Below are 20,438 nucleotides of genomic sequence, written 5' to 3'. Positions count from 1 at the left end.
TTAACTTAGCTTTGCAAACTGCGGTACTGCTGTGAATCGCCTAATAAGCGGATCCCCAGCACACTGCCGCACAGAGAAAGCAGGAAACCGCCAATCAGCGGCAGTGCAATCCACAGCGGCCACTGCGGCTGCCACGGAAAATCAAACACCCGGGTCTGCAACTGCCACAGCGCGATTTCAGCACCCAGTGCCGCGACAACTCCCGCCATCGCGCCCAGCAATGCAAATTCACACCACAGTGTGCGTCGCAACAGACGTTTTCCCGCCCCCAGCGTGCGGTACACCACCAGCTCTGTTCTGCGCTGATTCATCCCGACCTGAATTTGCGCCAGCAACAGCAAAACGCCGCAGATCAGCACCAACACGACCATAGCTTCCAGCGCACGGCTTACCTGCGCCAAAATAGTCTGGATCTGTTTGAGCATCGCGCCGGTATCAAAAATACTGATAGACGGATATTGACGATTCATTGCCGTAATTAATCCGTCATTACCTTCATAATGAAAACTGGTCAGCCACATCGCCGACTGATTTTGTAAAGATGACTGATTGAAAATAAAGAAGAAATTCGGGCGCATACTCTCCCAGTCCACCTGACGGATACTGCTGACCGTGGCGGTGAATGGTTGTGTATCACCAACAAACGTCAGGGTATCACCCACTTTCAGACCGAGCTGTTTCACCACTTCCATCTCAATGGAGACTTCCCCGGGCTTCGGCGGCCAGGAGCCGTCCGCCAGTTCATTCATCGGCGGTAATTTATCCTGCCAGGTGAGGCTCAGTTCGCGGCGGACAGTATTGTTACCGGGATCTCTTGCATCTGCCCACGCCAGCGCAGTTTCGCCGTTGATGCCGGACAACCGCGCCAGCACAACCGGGTAATATTCTGTCGGCGTCACATTATGTTTTGCAAGCAGCTGATTGACCGGTTCAATTTGTGCCTGCGTCATATTCACCAGAAAATAATTGGGTGTGTCCGGCGGCATCTGCTCCTGCCAGCGTCCGATCAGGTCCCCGCGCACCATCACCAGTAATCCCAGCAGCATAAAAGAGAGTGCAAATGCGCCGGTCTGCACCAGAGTCTGACCCGGCTGGCGCAGTAAACGCCGGATAGCCAGTTGCAGGCTTAATTGCCGGAACGGAATTTTTGCCAGCAACCACAGCCCGCCGTAGCCCACCACCGCAAGTAGTGCGGCGATCAGTACCACACCCGATAACACCGCCCAGAGCAGCACAGAAGCATTTGTCAGCACCGCCAGCCCGCCGGCAACAATCACCGCTACCAGTGGCAGATACCAGCGCAGCGGCCAGACAGGGGCGATAACATCATTGCGCAGCACACGCGTCGGCTGCGTCAGCATCAGCTGACGGTACGGACGCGCGCCGACCAGCACAGTGATCGCCAGCAGTGTCAGCAACGCCCAGATCCACGGCCACCAGCCCGGTGCGGGCAGTTCTTTCGGCAACAAAGGTGCAAGCAGGCTCATCAGCACAACATCAAACATCAGCCCGAGCAGTGATCCGGCGACCATTGCTGCCACCATCAGTACCGCCCATTGTCCGATAACCCAATAGCGCAGCTCACGGCGGCCTGCACCGAGTGTTTTGAGCACAGCGATCAATGTGTGACGGCTGCTGCAATAGTGCGACATCGCCACAGCAACCGCAGCAATCGCCAGTAACAGTGTCAGTAAGGAGGAGAGCACGAGGAACTGCTGTGCACGATCAATCGATTTCGCCAGCGCCCCGCCCTCCTGATCCAGAGTCATCCAGCGCTGATCGATGCGCAGAGCATCTTTAAATTTTTCCTGAAATGCAGCCACTGCATCCGGTTCACCGGCAAACATATCACGGTACGTCAGGCGGCTGCCGGGCTGTACCGCACCGGTCGCATCCACATCATTCAGATGAATAAGGACGCGGGGTGCCATCTGAAACGGATTAAACCCGCTGTCCGGCTCCTGAATCAGAAAACCGGCTATGTTCAGATCGGTATCCCCGACTTCCAGCTTGTCACCCGGTTTCACCGAAAGCAGTTCCGCCAGACGCGGTGCGATCAAAATCTCACCGGGCTTCGGTTTCAGCCCCGGCGGATCGGTTTCCAGCTCACCATACAGCGGATAGGCGTCATCTGCGGCTTTGACATACACCAGTTGCGGCACATCATTGGCAAACACCATGGTGTTAAAGCTCATCTGCTGACTCAGGCGAAGCCCGTTTTTCTGTGCGGCAGCAAGCCAGGCGGTTTCCGGCGGGTGAGAGCCGCGCAGAACCAGATCACCAGCCAGATAATCACGGCTCTGATAATTAACACTTTGATTAATGCGATCCCCTGCCCGCCCGAGCGCCAGCACACATGCCACCGCCAGGGTCAGAGAGAGCCAGACCACCAGCAGAGACGGCGTGCGCCACTCCCGCCAGAACCAGCGCCAAATCATGCCAGTTCCTCCAGTTTGCCGTCCGCAAGTTTTAGCCGCCGCTGACAGCGTGACGCCAGGGTCAGATCATGGGTGACTAAAATCAGTGTTGTGCCGTGGTCACGGTTAAGGGAAAAGAGTAAATCGGCAATTTTTTCACCGGTTTGGCGATCAAGATTGCCGGTTGGTTCATCGGCAAAAAGAATTTTCGGGCGCGTGGAAAACGCACGGGCAATCGCAACGCGCTGCTGTTCACCACCGGATAGTTGCGCCGGCATGTGTTTCAGGCGCTTATCCAGACCTAACTGTGTGAGCAGACGCACCGCATTTTCCCGCGACGCAGATTCTGATTCTCCGCGCAGCAACGCGGGTAACTGGACATTTTCCAGCGCATTCAGTGTGGGGATCAGCATGAAAGACTGAAAAACAAACCCGACATCCTGCGCGCGCAGTTTTGCCCGCGCTTCTTCATCCAGTTTCGGCAAAGAGTGCCCCAGAAGATTTACCTCGCCGGACGTGCCGTCATCAAGCCCTGCGATGATCCCGAGCAGGGTCGATTTCCCCGAACCGGACTCGCCGACCAGCGCAAGTGTATCCTGAGACTCGACAACCAATTCAACACCCTGCAATATAGTGATCTCATTTTCATCCTGACCGACGCGCTTAATAAGATGATGAACTTCAAGAATACGCTCCAACGCCATCTCTGTTTCCTTTTTCTGCTGCTGTTCAGCGGGAATGTCTTTGCCGCCGGAACGTTACTGATTCTGGGTGACAGCCTGAGTGCCGGTTATCGTCTGCCTGCCGAACAGGCATGGGCGACACAACTGGGGCAACGCTGGCAACAGGCCGGTAACGGCATCACACTGATAAACGGCAGTATCAGCGGCAATACCGCAGCACAGGGGCTTGCCCGCCTGCCCGCACTGCTGGAACAACACAAGCCGCAATGGGTATTGATTGAACTGGGTGCCAATGACGGCCTGCGCGGTCTGCCGGTCACACAAACCCGTGACGACCTTCAGACCATTATTAATACTGTAAATGCCGCCGGGGCAAAACCGTTACTGATGCAGATCCGTATTCCGCCGAATTATGGCAAGCGCTACACCGAGCGGTTTTCGGCGATTTATCCGGCACTTGCCGCGGACAATGCCATCCCGCTTATCCCGTTTTATATGGAAGCTGTCGCTTTGAATCCACAATGGATACAAGATGACGGAATACACCCGAATGAAACGGCGCAGCCCTATATTACAGACTGGATGGATAAAACATTGCTGCCTTATTTACACTCAGGGTCGCCCGACTATCCTAAATGATCTATTGATGATTTATAAGCAGTTAAGCAGGTAAAGAAATGCAAAAAGCCGTTTTGATCACCGGGTGCTCCAGCGGAATCGGGCTGTGTGCCGCTAAAACACTGAAATTGCGGGGATACCGTATCCTTGCGGCCTGCCGCAAACCGGCAGATTTAGCCGAAATGACCAGCCTCGGATTTGAGCCTGTGGAGTTGGATCTGGACTCCCCCGAAAGTGTTGCCCGCGCGGCACAAACGGTGCTGACATTAACAAACAATCGTTTGTATGGTTTATTTAACAATGCCGGCTTCGGATTATACGGTCAGATAGAGACTATCAGCCGGACTGACCTGGAAAAACAATTTTCCGCAAATCTGTTCGGCACACATCAGTTAACCTGTCTGCTGCTGCCCGCGATGAAACACGCCGGAGAAGGCCGGATAATCCAGACCAGTTCTGTTATGGGACTGATATCTACTCCCGGACGCGGCGCATACGCTGCCAGCAAATATGCACTGGAAGCCTGGTCTGATGCCCTGCGCATGGAGCTTACCGGCACAGGTGTCCGTGTCAGCCTGATTGAGCCGGGCCCCATAACCACGCGCTTTACAGAGAATGTCACACAAACTCAGCAGGATAAGCCGGTCAAAAATCCCGGTATTGCACGTCTTTTTACCGGAAAACCAGAAGATGTGGTCGACAAAGTTATTCATGCCCTGGAGCACCGTAATCCGAAAATACGCTATCCTGTAACAGGGCTGACTGTCATTGTTATGTGGCTTAAACGTTTATTGCCACAACGGTTGATGGATAAAATACTGAATAAAAGACCGCCTGCCGCTTGAAATGCAGCGCAGCGCCCAGATGTTAACTTTAAGTCCGCCAATTTATTAAGAGAATGAATATGTTATCAAATACGAATAACACACATAACGCACACAGCACTGACGTTAACGAAAGCAACTTACGTCAGGTTATTGACGCCTCCATGCAGGTACCGGTTGTCTTTTTCTTCCATTCCCCGCAATCCCCGCAATGTCAGGAGCTGGGTGTTACTCTGGAAAAAATTGCTGCTGAATATGCCGGAATGATGATCCTTGCCAGAGTGAACTGCGATACCGAACAGATGATTGCATCCCAGTTTGGTCTGCGCGCGGTGCCGACGACCTATTTGTTCCGTGAAGGGCAACCCGTTGACGGGTTTGAAGGACCACAGAGTGAAGAAACCATCCGCACATTTTTAGCTAAATTTCTGCCGGATGAATCAGAAATAAAAGCAGGACAAGCAATTGAACTGATTGAAACGGGTGATTTTCAGGCGGCTCTGCCACTGCTGCGTGAAGCGCATCAGCTTGATGAGCGCAACAGTGAAATCACGCTGCTGTTGGTGCAGACATTACTGGAAGTTAATCTTTCGGAAGAAGCTGAAAAAGTATTGAAGTCTGTCCCGATTCAGGATCAGGATACGCGCTATCATAGTTTCTTATCTCAAATTGAATTACAAAAACAAGCAGCGGATACCCCTGAAATTCAGGAGCTGCAAACCGCATTTGCCGCTGATGCTGAAAATGCAGAACTCGCGGTACAACTGGCGCTGAAGCTGCATGAAGTTCGTCGTAATGATGAAGCTCTGCCACTGTTATTCAGCTTCCTGAAACGTGATTTGGGCGCAGCTGAAGGTCGCGTGCGTAAAACGATGATGGATATTATGGCGGCAATGGGCACGGCGGATAGTACTGCCGCATCTTATCGCCGTAAGCTATACTCATTACTCTACTAATTAATTGCACCAATGAATTATTTAACTGACTCATTACTGATAAGGATTTTGGCTCATGGATTTGTTCTCGCTGGGTTTTGTCCCGATTATTATTTTAATCGCCGTTATTATCGTAGCAACGGGCGTCAAAACCGTTCCGCAGGGCTTTCAATGGACGGTTGAGCGTTTCGGTCGTTACACTAAAACATTGCAGCCGGGTCTGCATATGATTGTCCCGTTTATGGATCGCGTTGGTCGTAAAATCAACATGATGGAACAGGTACTTGATATTCCGTCACAGGAAGTTATTTCCCGTGATAACGCCAACGTAACTATCGATGCAGTCTGCTTTATTCAGGTTGTTGACCCGGTTCGTGCGGCTTATGAAGTCAGTAACCTGAATTTAGCTATCATCAACCTGACCATGACCAACTTCCGTACCGTGCTTGGCTCCATGGAGCTGGATGAAATGCTGTCTCAGCGTGATTCTATCAACTCCCGCCTGCTGCATATTGTTGATGAAGCAACTAACCCTTGGGGGATTAAAATCACCCGTATCGAAATCCGTGACGTGCGTCCGCCGAAAGAACTGATTTCAGCGATGAACGCCCAGATGAAAGCAGAGCGTACCAAGCGTGCTGATATCCTGGAAGCGGAAGGTATCCGTCAGGCAGCTATCCTGAAAGCAGAGGGTGAGAAACAGTCTCAGATCCTCAAAGCTGAAGGTTTACGCCAGTCTGCGTTCCTGGAAGCAGAAGCACGTGAGCGTGGTGCAGAAGCGGAAGCACGCGCAACTCAGATGGTTTCTGATGCAATTTCAAATGGTGATATGCAGGCAATTAACTACTTTATCGCCCAGAAATATACCGATGCACTGGCTAAAATCGGTTCAGCTCAAAACAGCAAAGTGATCATGATGCCACTTGAAGCCAGCAACCTGATGGGTGCTATCGGCGGTGTGGCTGAAATGTTTAATGTATCAAAAGATAAAAACAGTCAGGGTAAATCTGCATGATTGAACTGATCGCATCGCAGGCAATGTGGTTCTGGCTCTGTTTCGGCGGTATTCTTCTGATCCTGGAGATGCTGGGAACCGGCGGTTACTTGTTGTGGAGCGGTGTGGCTGCGTTAGTTGTCGCGCTGCTGGTCTGGATGTTGCCGGGTCTGAGCTGGGAGTGGCAGGGTATTATTTTCGCCGCAATGACGGTGGTATGTGCGGTGCTCTGGCGTAACTGGCAGCGCCGCCGCCAGAGGCCCGACAGCACAACACCAAACCAGATGAATCATAAGCTTATCGGTCTGCGCTCACACCTGCTGACAGATACCGAAGATGGTTTCAGCCGCATCCGCCTCGCGGATGGCAGCTGGCGCATTCACAGTGTCACCCCGCTTCCTGCAGGTACAGAAGTGGAAGTGATCGCTGTTGATGGTATTACACTGACCGTCAGAGCCGTCAGCCGGTAACGCAGCAGTATCTTTGTCATATCTGAACGGCCTCTGTAAAAACAGAGGCCGTTTTTTTACTGACCAAACAGTGATTCAATACGCTAATGAAACAGTGACCCGATACCCTGAATGCGGCCAACGCCGTTGCAGAGCAAAGGATGACCGCAATACGCTAAATCATTTGTTTTGCAACAAGGCGGCAATTGAAGGGGATCGGGGAGCATACATCAGTATGTGACCCGATACCCTGAATGCGGCCAACGCCGTTGCAGAGCAAAGGATGACGCGTATATCAGGCACCTTTAAAACGGTAGCGCTCATTCACTGAATTAGTCAGATCCTGAAGAATAATGTTAGTCAGTTTATCAGTGGTATTTAACGCATCCTGCATCACTTTGTTCTGGAAATCCTGCAATAACTGTTTCGCTTTTGCCGGATCAGTTTTGTAGATACTCAGATACTCTTTTTCCATTGCCTGCTGTTCTTTGGCAAACTGAGCTTCCTGTTTACTGTATTCCGCCTGCACAATTTTCGAATATTTATTAAAGTCGATCATTGCCAGTGTCTGTAATTTACGGAATTTCCAGTGTGCAGAGAGATTATCCGTTTCCGGTGACCCGATAGTATAGGCTTCCACATAGCTGTCAGGTCCGTAATAGACCGGAACATAAACAGATAATGTCGGCATACCGAATGCGATATAGCGGACGTTACCAATCTCTTTCGGTAAGTCTTTGCGAACCTGTAAAATATGGGAATGCTGAGTTCTGAAGACAGAAATAGGACGTTTTGTTGTATCCGGATAAGTGGTCGCGTAAGGTGATGTGCCTACATTTTCATAATGATTACGCAGTCCGTTTTTAATATCTTCCAAGCCCAGTTTTTTAGCCGGTTTTAAAAAAACAGGGAGATCATTGGACTTCACATCTTTAAAATCAGTTTTAGTTTCAGGGTTATACATTTTCTGTAAGACTAATACGCGGGGATAGTTATAATAACCATCGCCTTTCGGATTATCTCTTGTATACGCTTTTTTGAAATTAAATTCGCCATCTTTCTTCGGATCATATAATCCGTTTTTCTCTGCAAAAGAAATCAGTGTCGGTGATGAAAGGTAATTATCTTTATCATTGATATCAAATTTTTCCAGACGGCCCTGGTTTGCTGTTACATAATAGGTATTCGCCGGGATTTTAGCCGCCATCCACTGATGACCACTCCCGGTTTCTAAATACCAGATCCCGTCTTTATCGATAAAGGCGACACCAAACCCTTCGCCCGCCCCTTTTTCTTCGATGATTTTACCTAAACGCATGACCCCTTCTTTTGCTGAGGATACATACGGTAATACCACATCCGGAATAGCATCTTCAATAATCCCGGTGTCTTCAAGATACGGGTCAATTTTTAAAGACGCGTCGTTGGCAAAAATAGTTTCTGTCGCACTGATCCCGACACCGGCATCATTAAACCCATTAGAACTGAAACGGAACTGGCCTTTATCATTCCACTCCGGAATAGTGGTATAGCGCATTGCTTTTTCCGGCAGAGTATAAGTGAATTTATTTAAATTCGTTTTAAATTCTGTTTTTTTATTTACTTTTTCCTGATTCACCTGCAACACTTTCGGGTTTGCCGGGTTCATATCTTCATTACGGGCAATATATTGTGCGCCATCTGAAGAGGCATCCGCCCCGACAAAAATAGTGGTACATGCAGATGCATCAGTAATCACCAGAGCAACACCCACAGCCAGAGATAAAATACTACGTTTCATAGAAAAGACCTTCCATTGCGTTATGAATTGCGCTTACGCTATCCATTACCAACTAAATTTTCTTTTACGTAGATCGCATAATGCAAAGTCAACCACTGCTTTATTCACAAAGCATGGTGTAATTCACTAAATTACACTTTAATTACGGATGACTGTTTTGGTTAAAAAGTAAGATTATTTTTTAGCGGAGGAATTGATCGGGTGAGGGAATATGCAATGTGAAATAAATATCCTTATCTGATTTCTGTTTTACGGGTTATATAAAAAAATGGCTCTTCCTGAATAGCGAAGAGCCGTTTGATTTTACAAAACAAAGACAGGATTATTTCACCCGGCTTTCCACACTGCCATGCTCATCCGTGACAGAAATACCTACAGGAGATTTCCCGTTCAGCAATCCGTCTTTAACCGCACTGATTGCCTGACCGGCATTGAGCGGCAATTCGCCGTGAACACTGGTGCCGGTGTTTTTCACCGCCACAGAGCGGGTTTCTGTCCGCCCGTTTGCCGCATCCGCAATTGCGTCAATTGCAGCCCCGGTGAGAACCGTACTGCCACCGGTACGTAAAGTGCCATGTTCCCGGGCTGTCAGTCCGGATTGTTGTCCCACCTGCTCAACCGAGCGGGTTTCAAACGCACCTTTAATATTTCCGCTGGTTCCGGCAGGTGCCGTCAGACCGGATTTTACTTTATCCGCCACAACACCTGCACCGGAACCGGCACTGTCTCTGACAGAATCAGCGGCACTGTCCAACCCGCTTTCCAGGCTTGCTTTGATTTTATCCGCATACACCGGTGTTCCGGCATTGGCCAGTTTTGCCATTGTGCTGCTGCTCTCCTCATTTGTATTATTGAGAGAAAGATCAACATCCATCTTTGTGACTGCCTGCGTATTGGTCCGGCTCTCTATCACCAGATCCCCGCCGACACGTCCGCTGACATTATCTGCCCTGACATTTCCCCCGAGGATCTGCGTATCGTTCCGGCTGTTCAGTGTCAGGTTTTTGCTTTCAACTGATGCATTTTTCTGAGTCAAAATCTGACTGTTATCGATCCCGCCTTTCAGCCCGGCACTGACATTATGCCGTGAGCCGGTTTCCGGGTTTTCCTTACTGCGGCTGGTGCCGATATTCAGGTTTGCACCGGCATTCCAGTTGGCTTTGTCTGTATTTTTTTGAGCAGATTCAATTACAATACCGCCATCACGGGCAGTCAGTGCGGTATTTTCCGCATCAATCTGAGTCCCTTTCAGATGCAGAGCATCACCGCGCATACCCTCTGCGGAAACAGACGCAGTTCCCCCGCTGCGGATACTGCCGCCGCGCTGGTCAGTCTGATTTTCTGCCTGTTTACTGACAGAGAAATCACCGCCGCCGCCGAGTTTACTGCCTGTATCAGTGTTACCGCCGCTGCCCTGCACACCTGCATGCCACTTGTGACCTGCAACCGTATTTGTGCTTTCAGCGCTGTTCAGATCAGTCCGGTGCCCGCTTTTTACCGTGATATCCCCGTCACTACTCAGATCAGCGCCTTTGAGTGTCAGGTCATTTCCGGCCTGCAGAACAACCCCTTTGCTGCCATCGATAAGCCCGGTTTTCGCCGTTGTGCCGGTTTCGTTATACACTTCACGTCCGCCGCCAAGACCGCCGCCCGCATTTTTCAGGTTAACAGATTCAACATTTACCTTCGCATTGGCATCAAATCCGTTAACTGTTTTGCTGTGGGAGTCATTCGCCTGATCCAGTGTCAGATTATCCCCCGCCCGCAGCGCAACATTGCTTTCATCACTGCGCAATGTGCTGCCCTGCAACGTGATATCGCGCCCGGCGTTAATAGTAATACCCTCTTTTGCAGATAGTGAACCGGCCACCGCGTTGCTGCTGCTTTCTGTGGTGGCATGGTTACGTCCGCGGCCTTCTGCACTGACAGAAATATCCTGTCCGGTAGAGGTCGCAACACGCAGGCTGCCGGAGCCTTCAGCAACATTGGCTGACTCCTGATGCGTATCTGCCGCTGCGGCTGACAAATAATCACCGGTATCAATCACAATGCCGCCGTTATCTGCACGATATTGCGTGCCTTCATCGCGGACACTGTTCCCTGCCTTAATCTGCGTAGATCCGGACTGAATAGTGGTGGTTACTGCTTTGCTGTCCTGCGTAACGGTTTGACGGTTTTCACCTTTGACACTCAGATCCACACCAATATCAGGCAACCCGACCGCACTTGTGCTGTCTGCGGCACCTGCGATATTTCCTTCAGCCGCTTTTTCACCGGCATTCACCAGCGGACGGGAAACCTTGCTGTAATCAAGAGAAATACCGGGATTACCTTCCCCGCCTTTGGTGGTTCCGGTGGTTTTATCACTGTTGTGAGCAGCCTGATGCACAACCGTATCAGCCGTTTCGGTATATTTTCCGCCGACTGAGTGTGCCGCACCTTCCTGCGTAATGGTATTTTTAGCGGTCAGGGTTAAATCACCCTGCACTTGTGTGCCGGACGTTACTGCCTGATGCTTCTCCTGCTCCTGCCGTGTATCAGTATGACCGACACTCAGCCCGCCGCCGATTTTATCGGCTCCGCCCGTGAGATAAACCCCGCCGTGCGTTTCCTTTTTCTGCTGAGTACGGGTGTCGCTGTTGTCCGCAGCATTCAGGTGAATATTCTCCGCCGAAAGCGCAGCATCACCTTGTGTCGTTGTCAGAGAAGAACCGGTCAGAGTGATATCGCTCCCGGCGGTTGCTGTGACATTGCCGCCTTTCAGTTCACTTCCCTGATTCTGAACTGTTTCCTGCTTTTCAGAGTCGGTGGTATGGCGGATATCCAGCCCGGCGCGGTACTGTTTATCTTCCTGCTCTTTGGCATAGCCGCTGATTTTCAGTTCAGTCTCTGTTTTGTCAGACTGTTTTTTTGCCTGTGCCGCGCGGACATTAATATCACCAAGGGTATCAATGTGGAGTGCGCCCGCACTTTCAATCAGACTGCCGGTGACAGTGATATCATTTTTTCCTGCCAGCCGCAGATCCGCATCTGATTTCAGCTCACTGCGCACAATGCGGGTATCTTCACTGTTTTCGCGCAGCGTGCTGCTGGTGATATTAAATGCGCCACCATTACGGTTATCGATATGTTGTGCGGTCCGGCTGACACCGTTCTCTATCACCAGATTACCGCGCCCGGTCTGTACCAGACTGTCCTGCGTGCCTTTTACCTTACTGCCGGTCACCACCACGGCGTTCCCGCCGGAAAGCAGAAGTTTACCACCTGCGGTAAATTCAGATCCCTGTGCTGCTTCCTCTGCGGTTGCGGTGTTTTTGCGCTGCCCGCCGCCGATCCCGCCCCAGGAGGTGATATTACTGGTGTGTCCCTCGTGTTGCGTGGCGGTTTGCGTGCCAATACGCAGGTCATTGCGGCTGTTCAGGATCATATCCTGCCCGGCTTGTGCCTTTGCTGCCAGTGCATTGATATCACTGCCCGCATTCAGCCCGAGATTTTCCCCTGCACTCAGCTGCGTTCTGACAAGCTGCTCACCGGAGGTCACATCTGCCCATGTTCCACTGTGCAGTTTTGCTGATTCATTGCGTTTATTGCCGGACACGGTTTGTGTGCGGGTGTTTTTCACGCCCTGAAGATGAATACTGCCCGCTGCATCAGCACTCAGATGATTACCCGCGTCTGCGGTTGCACCTTTCATCACAATATCACCGGTTTTAGCGGCAATACGGATATCACCGGCGGCACGAACCGCCGTGGTTTGCTGATTTACACTTTCATCTTTATAGGTTTCATTATTCTCCCAGGACATTTTCCACTGATTATGGGTCCGGCTTTCTGATTGCGCGACCTGATCGCTGTCCAGAGTGACGTCCGCGCCCTGAATTGTGACATTCTGCCCGGTCACATCGGTTCCGGTCAGTCGCGCGTCCTGCGCGGCCACTAAGGTGATATTTTTGCCATCAAGTGTGGTGCGGGTATAGCGCGCCTGGTTTGTGGTAGTTGTAACTGCCTGCCCGCTGCGTTTATCTTCTGTCTGATGATGGTCACGGCGCAACTGGCCTTCTGTGCGCAGCGAACCGCCGTTCAGACTGATATTCCCGCCGGTCACCTGTGCCGCCGTCAGTGTCAGCGCGCCTTGTGCCTGCGCATCAAAACCATTCGCGGCATCAATTGTTCCGGAGAGTTTCACACCACTGCCCTGCGCGGTATTCACCAGGCGGATGCGTCCTGCCCGCATTCCACCCAGATAGTAACTGTCCAGCGGTACGGCATTTTTCCCGGCGGTGATCGTCTGCATATCGGCGGAGACAATATTGTTACCGGTGATCGCATTCAGCGTGCCGGCGCGGATCGCGCCGTCGGCATTAATAGCAGGCGCAACCAGATCCAGCACCTGCCCGGTGGCGATCCCTTTGTTGCCGATAGTCAGCTGATTATAATTATCCAGCGTGCTGTAGGCATTTATCATCCCGTTTTCAATCAACGGATTACCGACCACCAGCGCCGCGTTATTGGTATTAATAAACCCGCAGCCCTGACAACTGATCCCGTTCGGGTTCGCGAGGATCAGATCCGCCGCCATGCCGAATACTTCCTGCTGCCCCAGCAGCAGAGACGGATTGCGGCTGATCACTTCATTGAGGATAACCCCGGCCGCCTGCCCGTTCAGGTGATTGTTTGCCTCCAGTCTTCCCGCAAGCTGTGACTGCCCGCCGTTCAGAGCGTTATTAAAGACCGCCCCCTGATTATCCACGTTAAAATCAAGATATTGGTTATGTGACAGTCCGTTATTATTCGGTGCCACAATATTAATAATATCTGTTCCGTTTACCTGAGAAACCCCGGGTCCGTTCAGGCCTGTATCCGCCACAATACCAACAGCATTGCAGTTAAAGGTGACAAACGCCAGCGCCATCCACGCGGCGATTTTTCCGGAAGAAGAGAGCTTAAATCGTTCTTTTTTCATATTATTTCCTTACCATCCAACGACAGACGAATGTGATCAGAACTGATATCCGAGACGCAGGGAAAATAACGTATCCTGCACAGGCATCGCGGCGGCAGTTGTACGGGCACGGCTGATTTCCGCATCCAGCAGCGCTCCGCCGTAACTGAAATTGATGCCCGCAGCAATCCCTGTGGCAGATTGCCATCCCGCATGTCCGGTCTGAGCCATCACCCGTCCGTAGTCCACACCGGCACGCGGCGTCACAGCGACGCCCTGCCGGACAAAACGGCGGGAAAAGGTGTTTTGCCAGTACCACCCTTTATCCGCCGATAACGAGCCGTCGCTGAAGCCCCTGACAGCATTGCTGCCTGACAGGGTCAGCCACTCCACACCCGGAAGGTTGTCCTGAGTGTACTGACCGGTCAGATTGCTGCTAAACAGATAGCTATCACCCGACAACAAAAAGCCCTGAATATAATTGAGAGAAAATTTACCTTTGGTATATTGCGGATCAGACCCCGGCAAGGTTTGCTGAGTATCGGCACCAAACAGTGTCATGCCTTTCTCCGCCGAAAGCGTGGTACTGATAACACCGCCCGGCACCATAAGCAGCCCGGTGTAACCTGCCTCCGCAATGCTCAGGGACGGGCTGCTGACGCCAATCAGTGTGTCGTTTATATAATTGCGGCTGCGTTTATAGGTGATTTGCGCCATCAGTGAATCAATCCGGGTCTGGTTGCGGAAAATGGCATAATCTGCCCGCAGCGCAGCCTGTGCACTGTCCCCGTGTAAAATGACCCGGTTATAACGCAAAGCCTGATCTATCCGGTAACCGGACAGACTGGCGTAAGTGCTGACGGTCAGTGCGCCGTAAGGAACGGAATAGAACAACATCCCGGAACGGCTGTAGCGGTTTTTCCGGTCATCTGTCGTGGTTGCGCCACTCAGACTGAGAAAGTCAGATAACCCTGCCGGACTGTCTGCTGACACCGTGCTTCTTACCTGACGCCGCCCGGTACTTTTCTGTCCGTAGTTATCAGCCGTAAGAGAGACAGACAGCGGTGTGCCGCGCTGATTGTTGAGATACACAACCGAGCCGCCCGGCAATTTTCCGGGCAGAATATCCATCGTGACATGATTAGATCGCAGGCGGTTTGCCTGATCCAGCCCCTGCTCCAGTTCGGTTATTTTCAGCGGGTTTCCGGTCAGTGACGGAAACAGCATCGCGGTATTAACCCCGCCGTCTGCGCCGTCAATCCGCTCAATAATGCCCTCGGTCACACTGATCCCGATTTCCTGATATGCATTGACCGGCAAAAAACGGATCCGCGCGGTGATATAGCCTTTCGCCAGGTAACTCTCCATCAGCTCTGCAACCAGGATATTAATATCCCGGCTGCGGATACACTGTGCAGGCAAAGGTGAGAGCGAAGAGAGATCTGCCTGCGATAACAACGTTATCCCGGAAAGATACACGCCGGTCACCGGCAGACAGCGATCACTTTCGGCAAGTTGCAGAACAGACTCCGCCGCCGGTTTGGTACTCTGAGGTTTATTAAGTTGCTGATAAGTCTGCTGTTCCAGCAGGTCATTTACCTGGTGTGTGGTGTCCTGCAATGCGCGGCGTGACGCATCAACGCCCGGATTGTCAGGCACGGAAGGAAAAGGTGCGGCAATTGCCGCCTGGCAAAGTAATATCAGCAACACCGGTAATTTCGTCAATTCAGCTTACTTATCCCGCTCGGTATTCACCGCCCGTTCCGGGCAGAGAACCCCGTGTTATCCGGCGTGGCACCGGATTATAAAAAACGCCGGGGTTTTATCAGTTATCGGCAGAAGTAAGCAAAACTTAACTGTTTCAGGTAAAAAAGGCGTCCGCCGGGACCGGCAGACGCGCTGAGGAAAATATTACTTATGGCAGGCGGGTTTACTGTGGCGGCAACCGCCGGACAGCTGTTCAATAATCGGACAGTCGGCGCTGTCGTCGCCCGGACAGGATTCCGCCAGCACCAGCAGGCGGTCACGGATAGCACTCAGCTCCGTAATGGTTTTTTCAATCTGCTTCGCTTTACCCAGTGTGGCAGATTTCACATCTGCCGCATGACGGTTCGGATTACGGAACAGTGCCAGCAGTTCGCGGCACTCATCAAGTGTGAATCCCACTTCTTTCGCCTGACGCAGTAATGTCAGCTCATCCAGGTGGCGTTCACTGAAATACCGGTAGCCGTTCTCACCCCGATCCGGGGGTGTTATCAAAGATTTATCTTCGTAAAAACGGATAGCTTTTGGCGTTAAACCCGTTTTTTGTGCAATATCACTGATATTCATAACTTCTCCTTGACCTTACCCTTGAAGGAAGGTTTACCATCATCTTAAATCAAAATTCCCATTCCCCCGAACGGAATTTTTTCTCTGTCACCCCGGATTTACTGCGGGATGATGATGCGAAACAGTTAAGGAAAAAAAGATGGCTAATACGACTATTCTTGCATTACAGGGACTCACCTGTATGCATTGCGTCGGCAGTGTGAAAAAAGTGCTGGACGCCCGTCCGGATGTTGAATCCGCCGTTGTCACCCTTGAATTTGCAAAAGTCACCGGTGATGCAGATCCGCAATCGCTTATCAGCGCAATCGAAGACGCCGGCTATGAAGCACAGGTGGCTGAGCATCCCGGTACAATTTTGCAACTTTCAGGGCTCAATTGTATGAAATGTGCTGCGAAAACGCAAAGTGCATTAGAAGCGGTTGAAGGTGTCGCCGCCGCCGTTGTGGATACCAAAGAAGCCAAAGTGTATGGCAGCGCAGATGCGCAGGTACTGATAAGTGCAGTGGAAGCCGCCGGTTTTCAGGCGGCGGTAGCAGGAGAAAACCAGCACCCAAAAACTGAACCGCTGACACCGGTCACATCTTCGGATGAGACAGTGTCAGCGGCGCATTGCGATATTCCTGCCACCCCGGAGAACCCCCCGGTAATGCCGGACATTGCAGATGACGATGAAAGCCTGTCATTTCTGCTCGACGGTATGACCTGTGCCAGTTGTGTCAGTAAAGTGAATAAAGCCCTGCTCAGTGTGGACGGCGTGGAAAACGTCCGCGTTAATCTGGCAGAGCGCAGTGCGCTGGTCACCGGCCACGCATCACCTGATGCACTGGTCGCGGCGGTGGTGAAAGCCGGTTACGGCGCAGAACTGATTCAGGATGATATAAAGCGCCGTGAACGTCAGCAGGAAGTGGCAACAGCAAACATGAAACGCTTCCGCTGGCAGGCCATTGTGGCACTGGCAGTGGGTGTTCCTGTGATGATCTGGGGCATGATCGGCGACAACATGATGCTGACGCCCGCCAACAACGGGATCTGGCTCACCATTGGTGTGCTGACCCTGGCAGTGATGGTCACCGCAGGCGGACATTTCTACCGCAGCGCCTGGCAATCACTGAAAAACCGCAGTGCGACGATGGATACCTTAGTCGCGCTCGGCACCGGTGCCGCCTGGCTTTATTCTATTACCGTCAACCTGTGGCCGGATGTTTTTCCTCCACAGGCGCGTCATCTTTATTACGAAGCCAGTGCCATGATCATCGGTCTGATAAACCTGGGTCACATGCTGGAACAGCGCGCCCGTCAGCGCTCATCAAAAGCACTGGAGCGGCTTTTGGATCTGACCCCGCCGACCGCGCGGGTTGTCACGCCTGAAGGTGAGAAAGATCTGCCGCTGGCAGAGGTTCAGCCGGGTATGATCCTGCGTCTGACCACCGGTGACCGGGTGCCGGTCGATGGTGAGATAACACAGGGCGAAGTGTGGATGGATGAAGCCATGCTGACCGGGGAACCCATCCCGCAGCAGAAAACTATTGGTGATTCAGTTTCAGCCGGAACAACCGTTCAGGATGGTACCGTACTGTTCCGTGCTGCGGCTGTCGGCAGCAAAACCACACTGGCGCGCATTATCAAACTGGTGCGCCAGGCACAGAGCAGTAAACCGGAGATTGGTCAGTTAGCCGATAAAATCTCAGCGGTGTTTGTGCCGGTTGTGGTGGTGATCGCCCTGGTCGCCGGAGCCGTCTGGTACATCTTTGGTCCTGCGCCGCAGATAACTTATGCACTGGTCATTATTACCACGGTGCTGATTATCGCCTGTCCGTGTGCGCTGGGTCTGGCAACGCCGATGTCGATAATCTCCGGTGTCGGACGTGCGGCTGAGTTTGGCGTGCTGGTGCGGGATGCGGATGCACTGCAACAGGCCAGTAACCTGGATACTATCGTTTTCGATAAAACCGGGACACTGACCGAGGGAATGCCGCAGGTTACTGATATTCATATTTTTAATGGCCACAGTGAAGAGGATGTACTGCGCTGGGCGGCAGCTCTGGAAAGCGGTTCTAATCACCCGCTGGCACGCGCTATTACCGCGCGGGCAAAAGATCTCTCTGTGCCGTCTGTCACGCAGTTCCGTACGCTCGCCGGAATGGGGATCAGCGGGGAGTCAGAAGGACGGACACTCCTGCTTGGCAACCATGCCCTGATGAATGCGCAGAATATCGCGACCACCGCACAAGCCGATGCACTGGTTCAGTCACAGGCCGGTAAAGGTGTGACGCCGGTGATACTGACAGCAGACGGCAAAATTGCCGCTGTTCTCTCCATCCGTGATCCGCTGCGGGAAGACAGTATCAGCGCCCTCGCGCGGCTGCGCAAACAGGGATACCGCCTGGTCATGCTGACCGGGGATAATGAAATCACCGCCCGGGCTATCGCAAAAGAAGCCGGGATTGATGACGTGATCGCCGGTGTGCTGCCGGACGGCAAATCAGCCGCAATTGAGAAATTGCAGCAGGCCGGACAGAGAGTGGCAATGGTCGGCGATGGCATTAATGATGCGCCTGCGCTGGCGCGTGCTGATGTGGGGATCGCCATGGGCGGCGGCAGTGATATCGCCATTGAAACCGCCGCGATCACCCTGATGCGCCACAGCCTGCATGGTGTGGCTGATGCCGTGGCTATCTCAAAAGGGACACTGCGCAATATGAAGCAGAACCTGCTGGGCGCCTTTGTGTATAACTCGCTGGGGATACCAATCGCGGCGGGAATACTCTTCCCGTTCACCGGCACACTGCTCAACCCGGTGGTTGCGGGTGCGGCAATGGCGCTCTCTTCCATTACCGTGGTCAGTAATGCTAACCGGCTGCTGAGGTTTAAACCTAAAGATTAATAACGATACCCTTATTCATTCAAACCGCAGGTTCGTTGCCTGCATCCTGAATGGCGTTGGGTATAAACTAATAAAGGAGCGAATAATTCGCTCCTTTATTTTTTTCTTACTAATTAATCGTATATTATTAATCAGGGTTGAAAATTTGTTGTGATTCCAGCCAACTAAGGGAATGGGTCACGACAGGAGTCGTCATGAAAAAATTGTTCCGCCGGTTGAAAGAATACCTGCTTTCGTCAGATCCGCAGGGAATTTATACCTGGCCCGCCGTTGATATCACGCTGTCGGGAGGCATTGCGCTCCATCTGGTCGGCACTATCCATATGGGATCGGAAAATATGTCTCCGCTGCCCGGCCCGCTGCTGAAAAAAATTGCGCATGCCGATGGTCTGATAGTGGAAGCTGATATCACGCAACCCGCGCCGTCATTTCCCGGGCAGGACCCGGAGTATATACGCCGCCCCGTGAGTGAGCGCTTACCAGAGGGATTACGGGATGATTATCGCCGCTATTGTGAAGAGCAGCGGCAGCCCTCAGAAACACTCGATACTCTTCCCGCCTGGCAAATCGCGCTGATCCTGCAATCCACCCAGGCACAAAACCTCGGGCTGCGTCCGCATTACGGGATTGATTATCAGATGCTGAACGCGGCACACGGACAAAATATCCCTGTGTTTGAACTCGAAGGCACGCAGTCTCAGATGCAGATGCTGCTCAATTTTCCGGATGAAGGCATGAGCCTGCTGGAAGATACACTGACCTACTGGCATGACAATGCCCGCGCCCTGCAAATCATGCTCGGCTGGTGGCTGGATTACCAACCGGAAAAAACGGCGCAGCCGCTGCCGGAAACCTTCAGTGAGCTGACTTATCAGCATCTGATGATAAGCCGCAATGATGCCTGGAAAACCCGCCTGAACCAACTGCCGCCCGGAAATTATGTGGTGGCAGTGGGCGCTCTGCATCTGTACGGCGAGCATAATCTGCCGTCAATTTTGTGCTAAACTGGCAGACCTTGTGACTCTGCTGTCTGAATTATCAGCAAGGAAATACTATGACACCAGCTGTAAAACTCCTGGAAAAAAACCGGATTGCATTTACGCTGCATCCCTATGAACACGATCCGAATGACCATAATTTCGGCGATGAAGCGGTCCGCAAACTCAATCTTGATGCCCGCCAGGTATATAAAACCCTGCTGGTGGCACTGAACGGGGATAATAAACACCTCGCCGTCGCCGTTACGCCGGTATCAGAACAGCTTGATTTAAAAGCGGTTGCCAAAGCATTGGGAGCGAAAAAAGCTGAAATGGCGGATCCGGTAAATGCCCAGAAAGTGACAGGTTATCTGCTCGGCGGTATCAGCCCGCTGGGGCAGAAAAAACGTCTGCCGACGCTGATTGATGAAGGCGCTCAGGAATTTACCACCATTTTTGTGTCCGGCGGCAAACGCGGTCTGGATATCGAACTGGCACCGCAGGATCTGGCAAAGGTGCTGGACGGGAACTTTGTACCGGTGGCAAAGCGGGATTGACGGGGTGAAAAAAAGCACTTCCGGGGAAGTGCTTAAATATCTTTCAT

Annotated in this window: 14 protein-coding genes; 8 read left to right on the top strand and 6 right to left on the bottom strand. The window is 52.1% G+C overall.

All coding sequences use genetic code 11. The annotated features are described in order from the left end of the window. Window positions 1-5: 5 nt before the first annotated feature. Together ybbP and ybbA are read right to left on the bottom strand one after the other, a co-directional pair. On the bottom strand, window positions 6-2,438 hold the full coding sequence (gene ybbP / locus ACMHKJ_RS14545; RefSeq protein ID WP_413494966.1) for a putative ABC transporter permease subunit YbbP: 2,433 nt from the start codon (window positions 2,436-2,438) through the stop codon (window positions 6-8). After that, window positions 2,435-3,121 (bottom strand): putative ABC transporter ATP-binding protein YbbA, encoded by a 687-nt coding sequence (gene ybbA, locus ACMHKJ_RS14540; RefSeq protein ID WP_413494965.1) that lies wholly within the window; start codon window positions 3,119-3,121, stop codon window positions 2,435-2,437. The genes ybbP and ybbA overlap by 4 nt, the downstream gene beginning before the upstream one ends. Between ybbA and tesA the strand changes: the two genes are divergently transcribed. From tesA to ACMHKJ_RS14515, 5 genes are read left to right on the top strand one after another with little or no spacing between them, the layout of a single operon-like run. Beyond that, window positions 3,089-3,739, top strand: a complete 651-nt coding sequence (gene tesA, locus ACMHKJ_RS14535) for a multifunctional acyl-CoA thioesterase I/protease I/lysophospholipase L1 (RefSeq protein WP_413494963.1) — start codon at window positions 3,089-3,091, stop codon at window positions 3,737-3,739. The genes ybbA and tesA overlap by 33 nt on opposite strands. Before the next feature lie 38 nt (window positions 3,740-3,777). Then, window positions 3,778-4,563 carry an SDR family oxidoreductase gene (locus ACMHKJ_RS14530; RefSeq protein WP_413494962.1) on the top strand — a complete coding sequence of 262 codons (786 nt, stop codon included), beginning with the start codon at window positions 3,778-3,780 and terminating at the stop codon, window positions 4,561-4,563. A gap of 53 nt (window positions 4,564-4,616) precedes the next feature. After that, window positions 4,617-5,498 (top strand): co-chaperone YbbN, encoded by an 882-nt coding sequence (locus ACMHKJ_RS14525; RefSeq protein WP_413494960.1) that lies wholly within the window; start codon window positions 4,617-4,619, stop codon window positions 5,496-5,498. Between the two features lie 55 nt (window positions 5,499-5,553). After that, entirely contained in the window at window positions 5,554-6,492 is a 939-nt protein-coding gene (locus ACMHKJ_RS14520; RefSeq protein ID WP_413494958.1) for an SPFH domain-containing protein, read from the top strand. Next, window positions 6,489-6,941: an NfeD family protein gene (locus ACMHKJ_RS14515; RefSeq protein WP_413494956.1), complete on the top strand. Its 453-nt coding sequence runs from the start codon at window positions 6,489-6,491 to the stop codon at window positions 6,939-6,941. The genes ACMHKJ_RS14520 and ACMHKJ_RS14515 overlap by 4 nt, the downstream gene beginning before the upstream one ends. A 274-nt stretch (window positions 6,942-7,215) precedes the next feature. On the opposite strand, the gene ACMHKJ_RS14510 is transcribed toward ACMHKJ_RS14515, so the two are convergent. The 4 genes from ACMHKJ_RS14510 to cueR all read right to left on the bottom strand — a co-directional run bounded on the left by ACMHKJ_RS14510 (window position 7,216) and on the right by cueR (window position 15,973). Beyond that, on the bottom strand, window positions 7,216-8,700 hold the full coding sequence (locus tag ACMHKJ_RS14510) for a C69 family dipeptidase (protein WP_413494954.1): 1,485 nt from the start codon (window positions 8,698-8,700) through the stop codon (window positions 7,216-7,218). Window positions 8,701-9,022: 322 nt separating this feature from the next. Continuing rightward, a complete protein-coding gene (locus tag ACMHKJ_RS14505) occupies window positions 9,023-13,663 on the bottom strand; it encodes a hemagglutinin repeat-containing protein (RefSeq protein WP_413494952.1) in 4,641 nt (1,546 codons plus the stop codon). Window positions 13,664-13,699: 36 nt separating this feature from the next. After that, window positions 13,700-15,367, bottom strand: coding sequence for a ShlB/FhaC/HecB family hemolysin secretion/activation protein (locus ACMHKJ_RS14500; RefSeq protein ID WP_413494951.1), 1,668 nt, complete (start codon window positions 15,365-15,367; stop codon window positions 13,700-13,702). Between the two features lie 186 nt (window positions 15,368-15,553). Further along, window positions 15,554-15,973, bottom strand: a complete 420-nt coding sequence (cueR, locus tag ACMHKJ_RS14495; protein WP_413494949.1) for a Cu(I)-responsive transcriptional regulator — start codon at window positions 15,971-15,973, stop codon at window positions 15,554-15,556. Window positions 15,974-16,112: 139 nt separating this feature from the next. Here cueR and copA point away from each other — a divergent pair, with 139 nt between their 5' ends. The 3 genes from copA (at window position 16,113) to ybaK (ending at window position 20,391) form a co-directional block, all read left to right on the top strand. After that, on the top strand, window positions 16,113-18,857 hold the full coding sequence (copA, locus tag ACMHKJ_RS14490; RefSeq protein WP_413494947.1) for a copper-exporting P-type ATPase CopA: 2,745 nt from the start codon (window positions 16,113-16,115) through the stop codon (window positions 18,855-18,857). A gap of 194 nt (window positions 18,858-19,051) precedes the next feature. Continuing rightward, window positions 19,052-19,861, top strand: coding sequence for a TraB/GumN family protein (locus tag ACMHKJ_RS14485; protein ID WP_413494946.1), 810 nt, complete (start codon window positions 19,052-19,054; stop codon window positions 19,859-19,861). 50 nt (window positions 19,862-19,911) lie between these two features. Beyond that, complete coding sequence (gene ybaK / locus ACMHKJ_RS14480) at window positions 19,912-20,391, top strand: Cys-tRNA(Pro)/Cys-tRNA(Cys) deacylase YbaK (RefSeq protein WP_413494944.1); 480 nt, start codon at window positions 19,912-19,914, stop codon at window positions 20,389-20,391. The last annotated feature ends 47 nt before the right edge of the window (window positions 20,392-20,438 follow it).

Origin of the sequence: Morganella psychrotolerans (assembly GCF_965118875.1) — a bacterium.
Classification (GTDB): Bacteria; Pseudomonadota; Gammaproteobacteria; order Enterobacterales; family Enterobacteriaceae; genus Morganella; species Morganella psychrotolerans_C.
Note: the sequence above shows the minus strand (reverse complement) of the source record. Positions and strands in the feature narration are given on the sequence as shown.

Bases quoted from the DNA above. Each gene is read 5' to 3' on its own strand.
- cueR (WP_413494949.1), bottom strand. From the start codon at position 15,973: ATGAATATCAGTGATATTGCACAAAAAACGGGTTTAACGCCAAAAGCT.
- ybaK (WP_413494944.1), top strand. From the start codon at position 19,912: ATGACACCAGCTGTAAAACTCCTGGAAAAAAACCGGATTGCATTTACG.
- ACMHKJ_RS14485 (WP_413494946.1), top strand. From the start codon at position 19,052: ATGAAAAAATTGTTCCGCCGGTTGAAAGAATACCTGCTTTCGTCAGAT.
- tesA (WP_413494963.1), top strand. From the start codon at position 3,089: ATGATGAACTTCAAGAATACGCTCCAACGCCATCTCTGTTTCCTTTTT.
- ACMHKJ_RS14525 (WP_413494960.1), top strand. From the start codon at position 4,617: ATGAATATGTTATCAAATACGAATAACACACATAACGCACACAGCACT.
- ybbA (WP_413494965.1), bottom strand. From the start codon at position 3,121: ATGGCGTTGGAGCGTATTCTTGAAGTTCATCATCTTATTAAGCGCGTC.
- ACMHKJ_RS14520 (WP_413494958.1), top strand. From the start codon at position 5,554: ATGGATTTGTTCTCGCTGGGTTTTGTCCCGATTATTATTTTAATCGCC.
- ACMHKJ_RS14530 (WP_413494962.1), top strand. From the start codon at position 3,778: ATGCAAAAAGCCGTTTTGATCACCGGGTGCTCCAGCGGAATCGGGCTG.
- ACMHKJ_RS14515 (WP_413494956.1), top strand. From the start codon at position 6,489: ATGATTGAACTGATCGCATCGCAGGCAATGTGGTTCTGGCTCTGTTTC.
- ybbP (WP_413494966.1), bottom strand. From the start codon at position 2,438: ATGATTTGGCGCTGGTTCTGGCGGGAGTGGCGCACGCCGTCTCTGCTG.
- ACMHKJ_RS14505 (WP_413494952.1), bottom strand. From the start codon at position 13,663: ATGAAAAAAGAACGATTTAAGCTCTCTTCTTCCGGAAAAATCGCCGCG.
- ACMHKJ_RS14510 (WP_413494954.1), bottom strand. From the start codon at position 8,700: ATGAAACGTAGTATTTTATCTCTGGCTGTGGGTGTTGCTCTGGTGATT.
- copA (WP_413494947.1), top strand. From the start codon at position 16,113: ATGGCTAATACGACTATTCTTGCATTACAGGGACTCACCTGTATGCAT.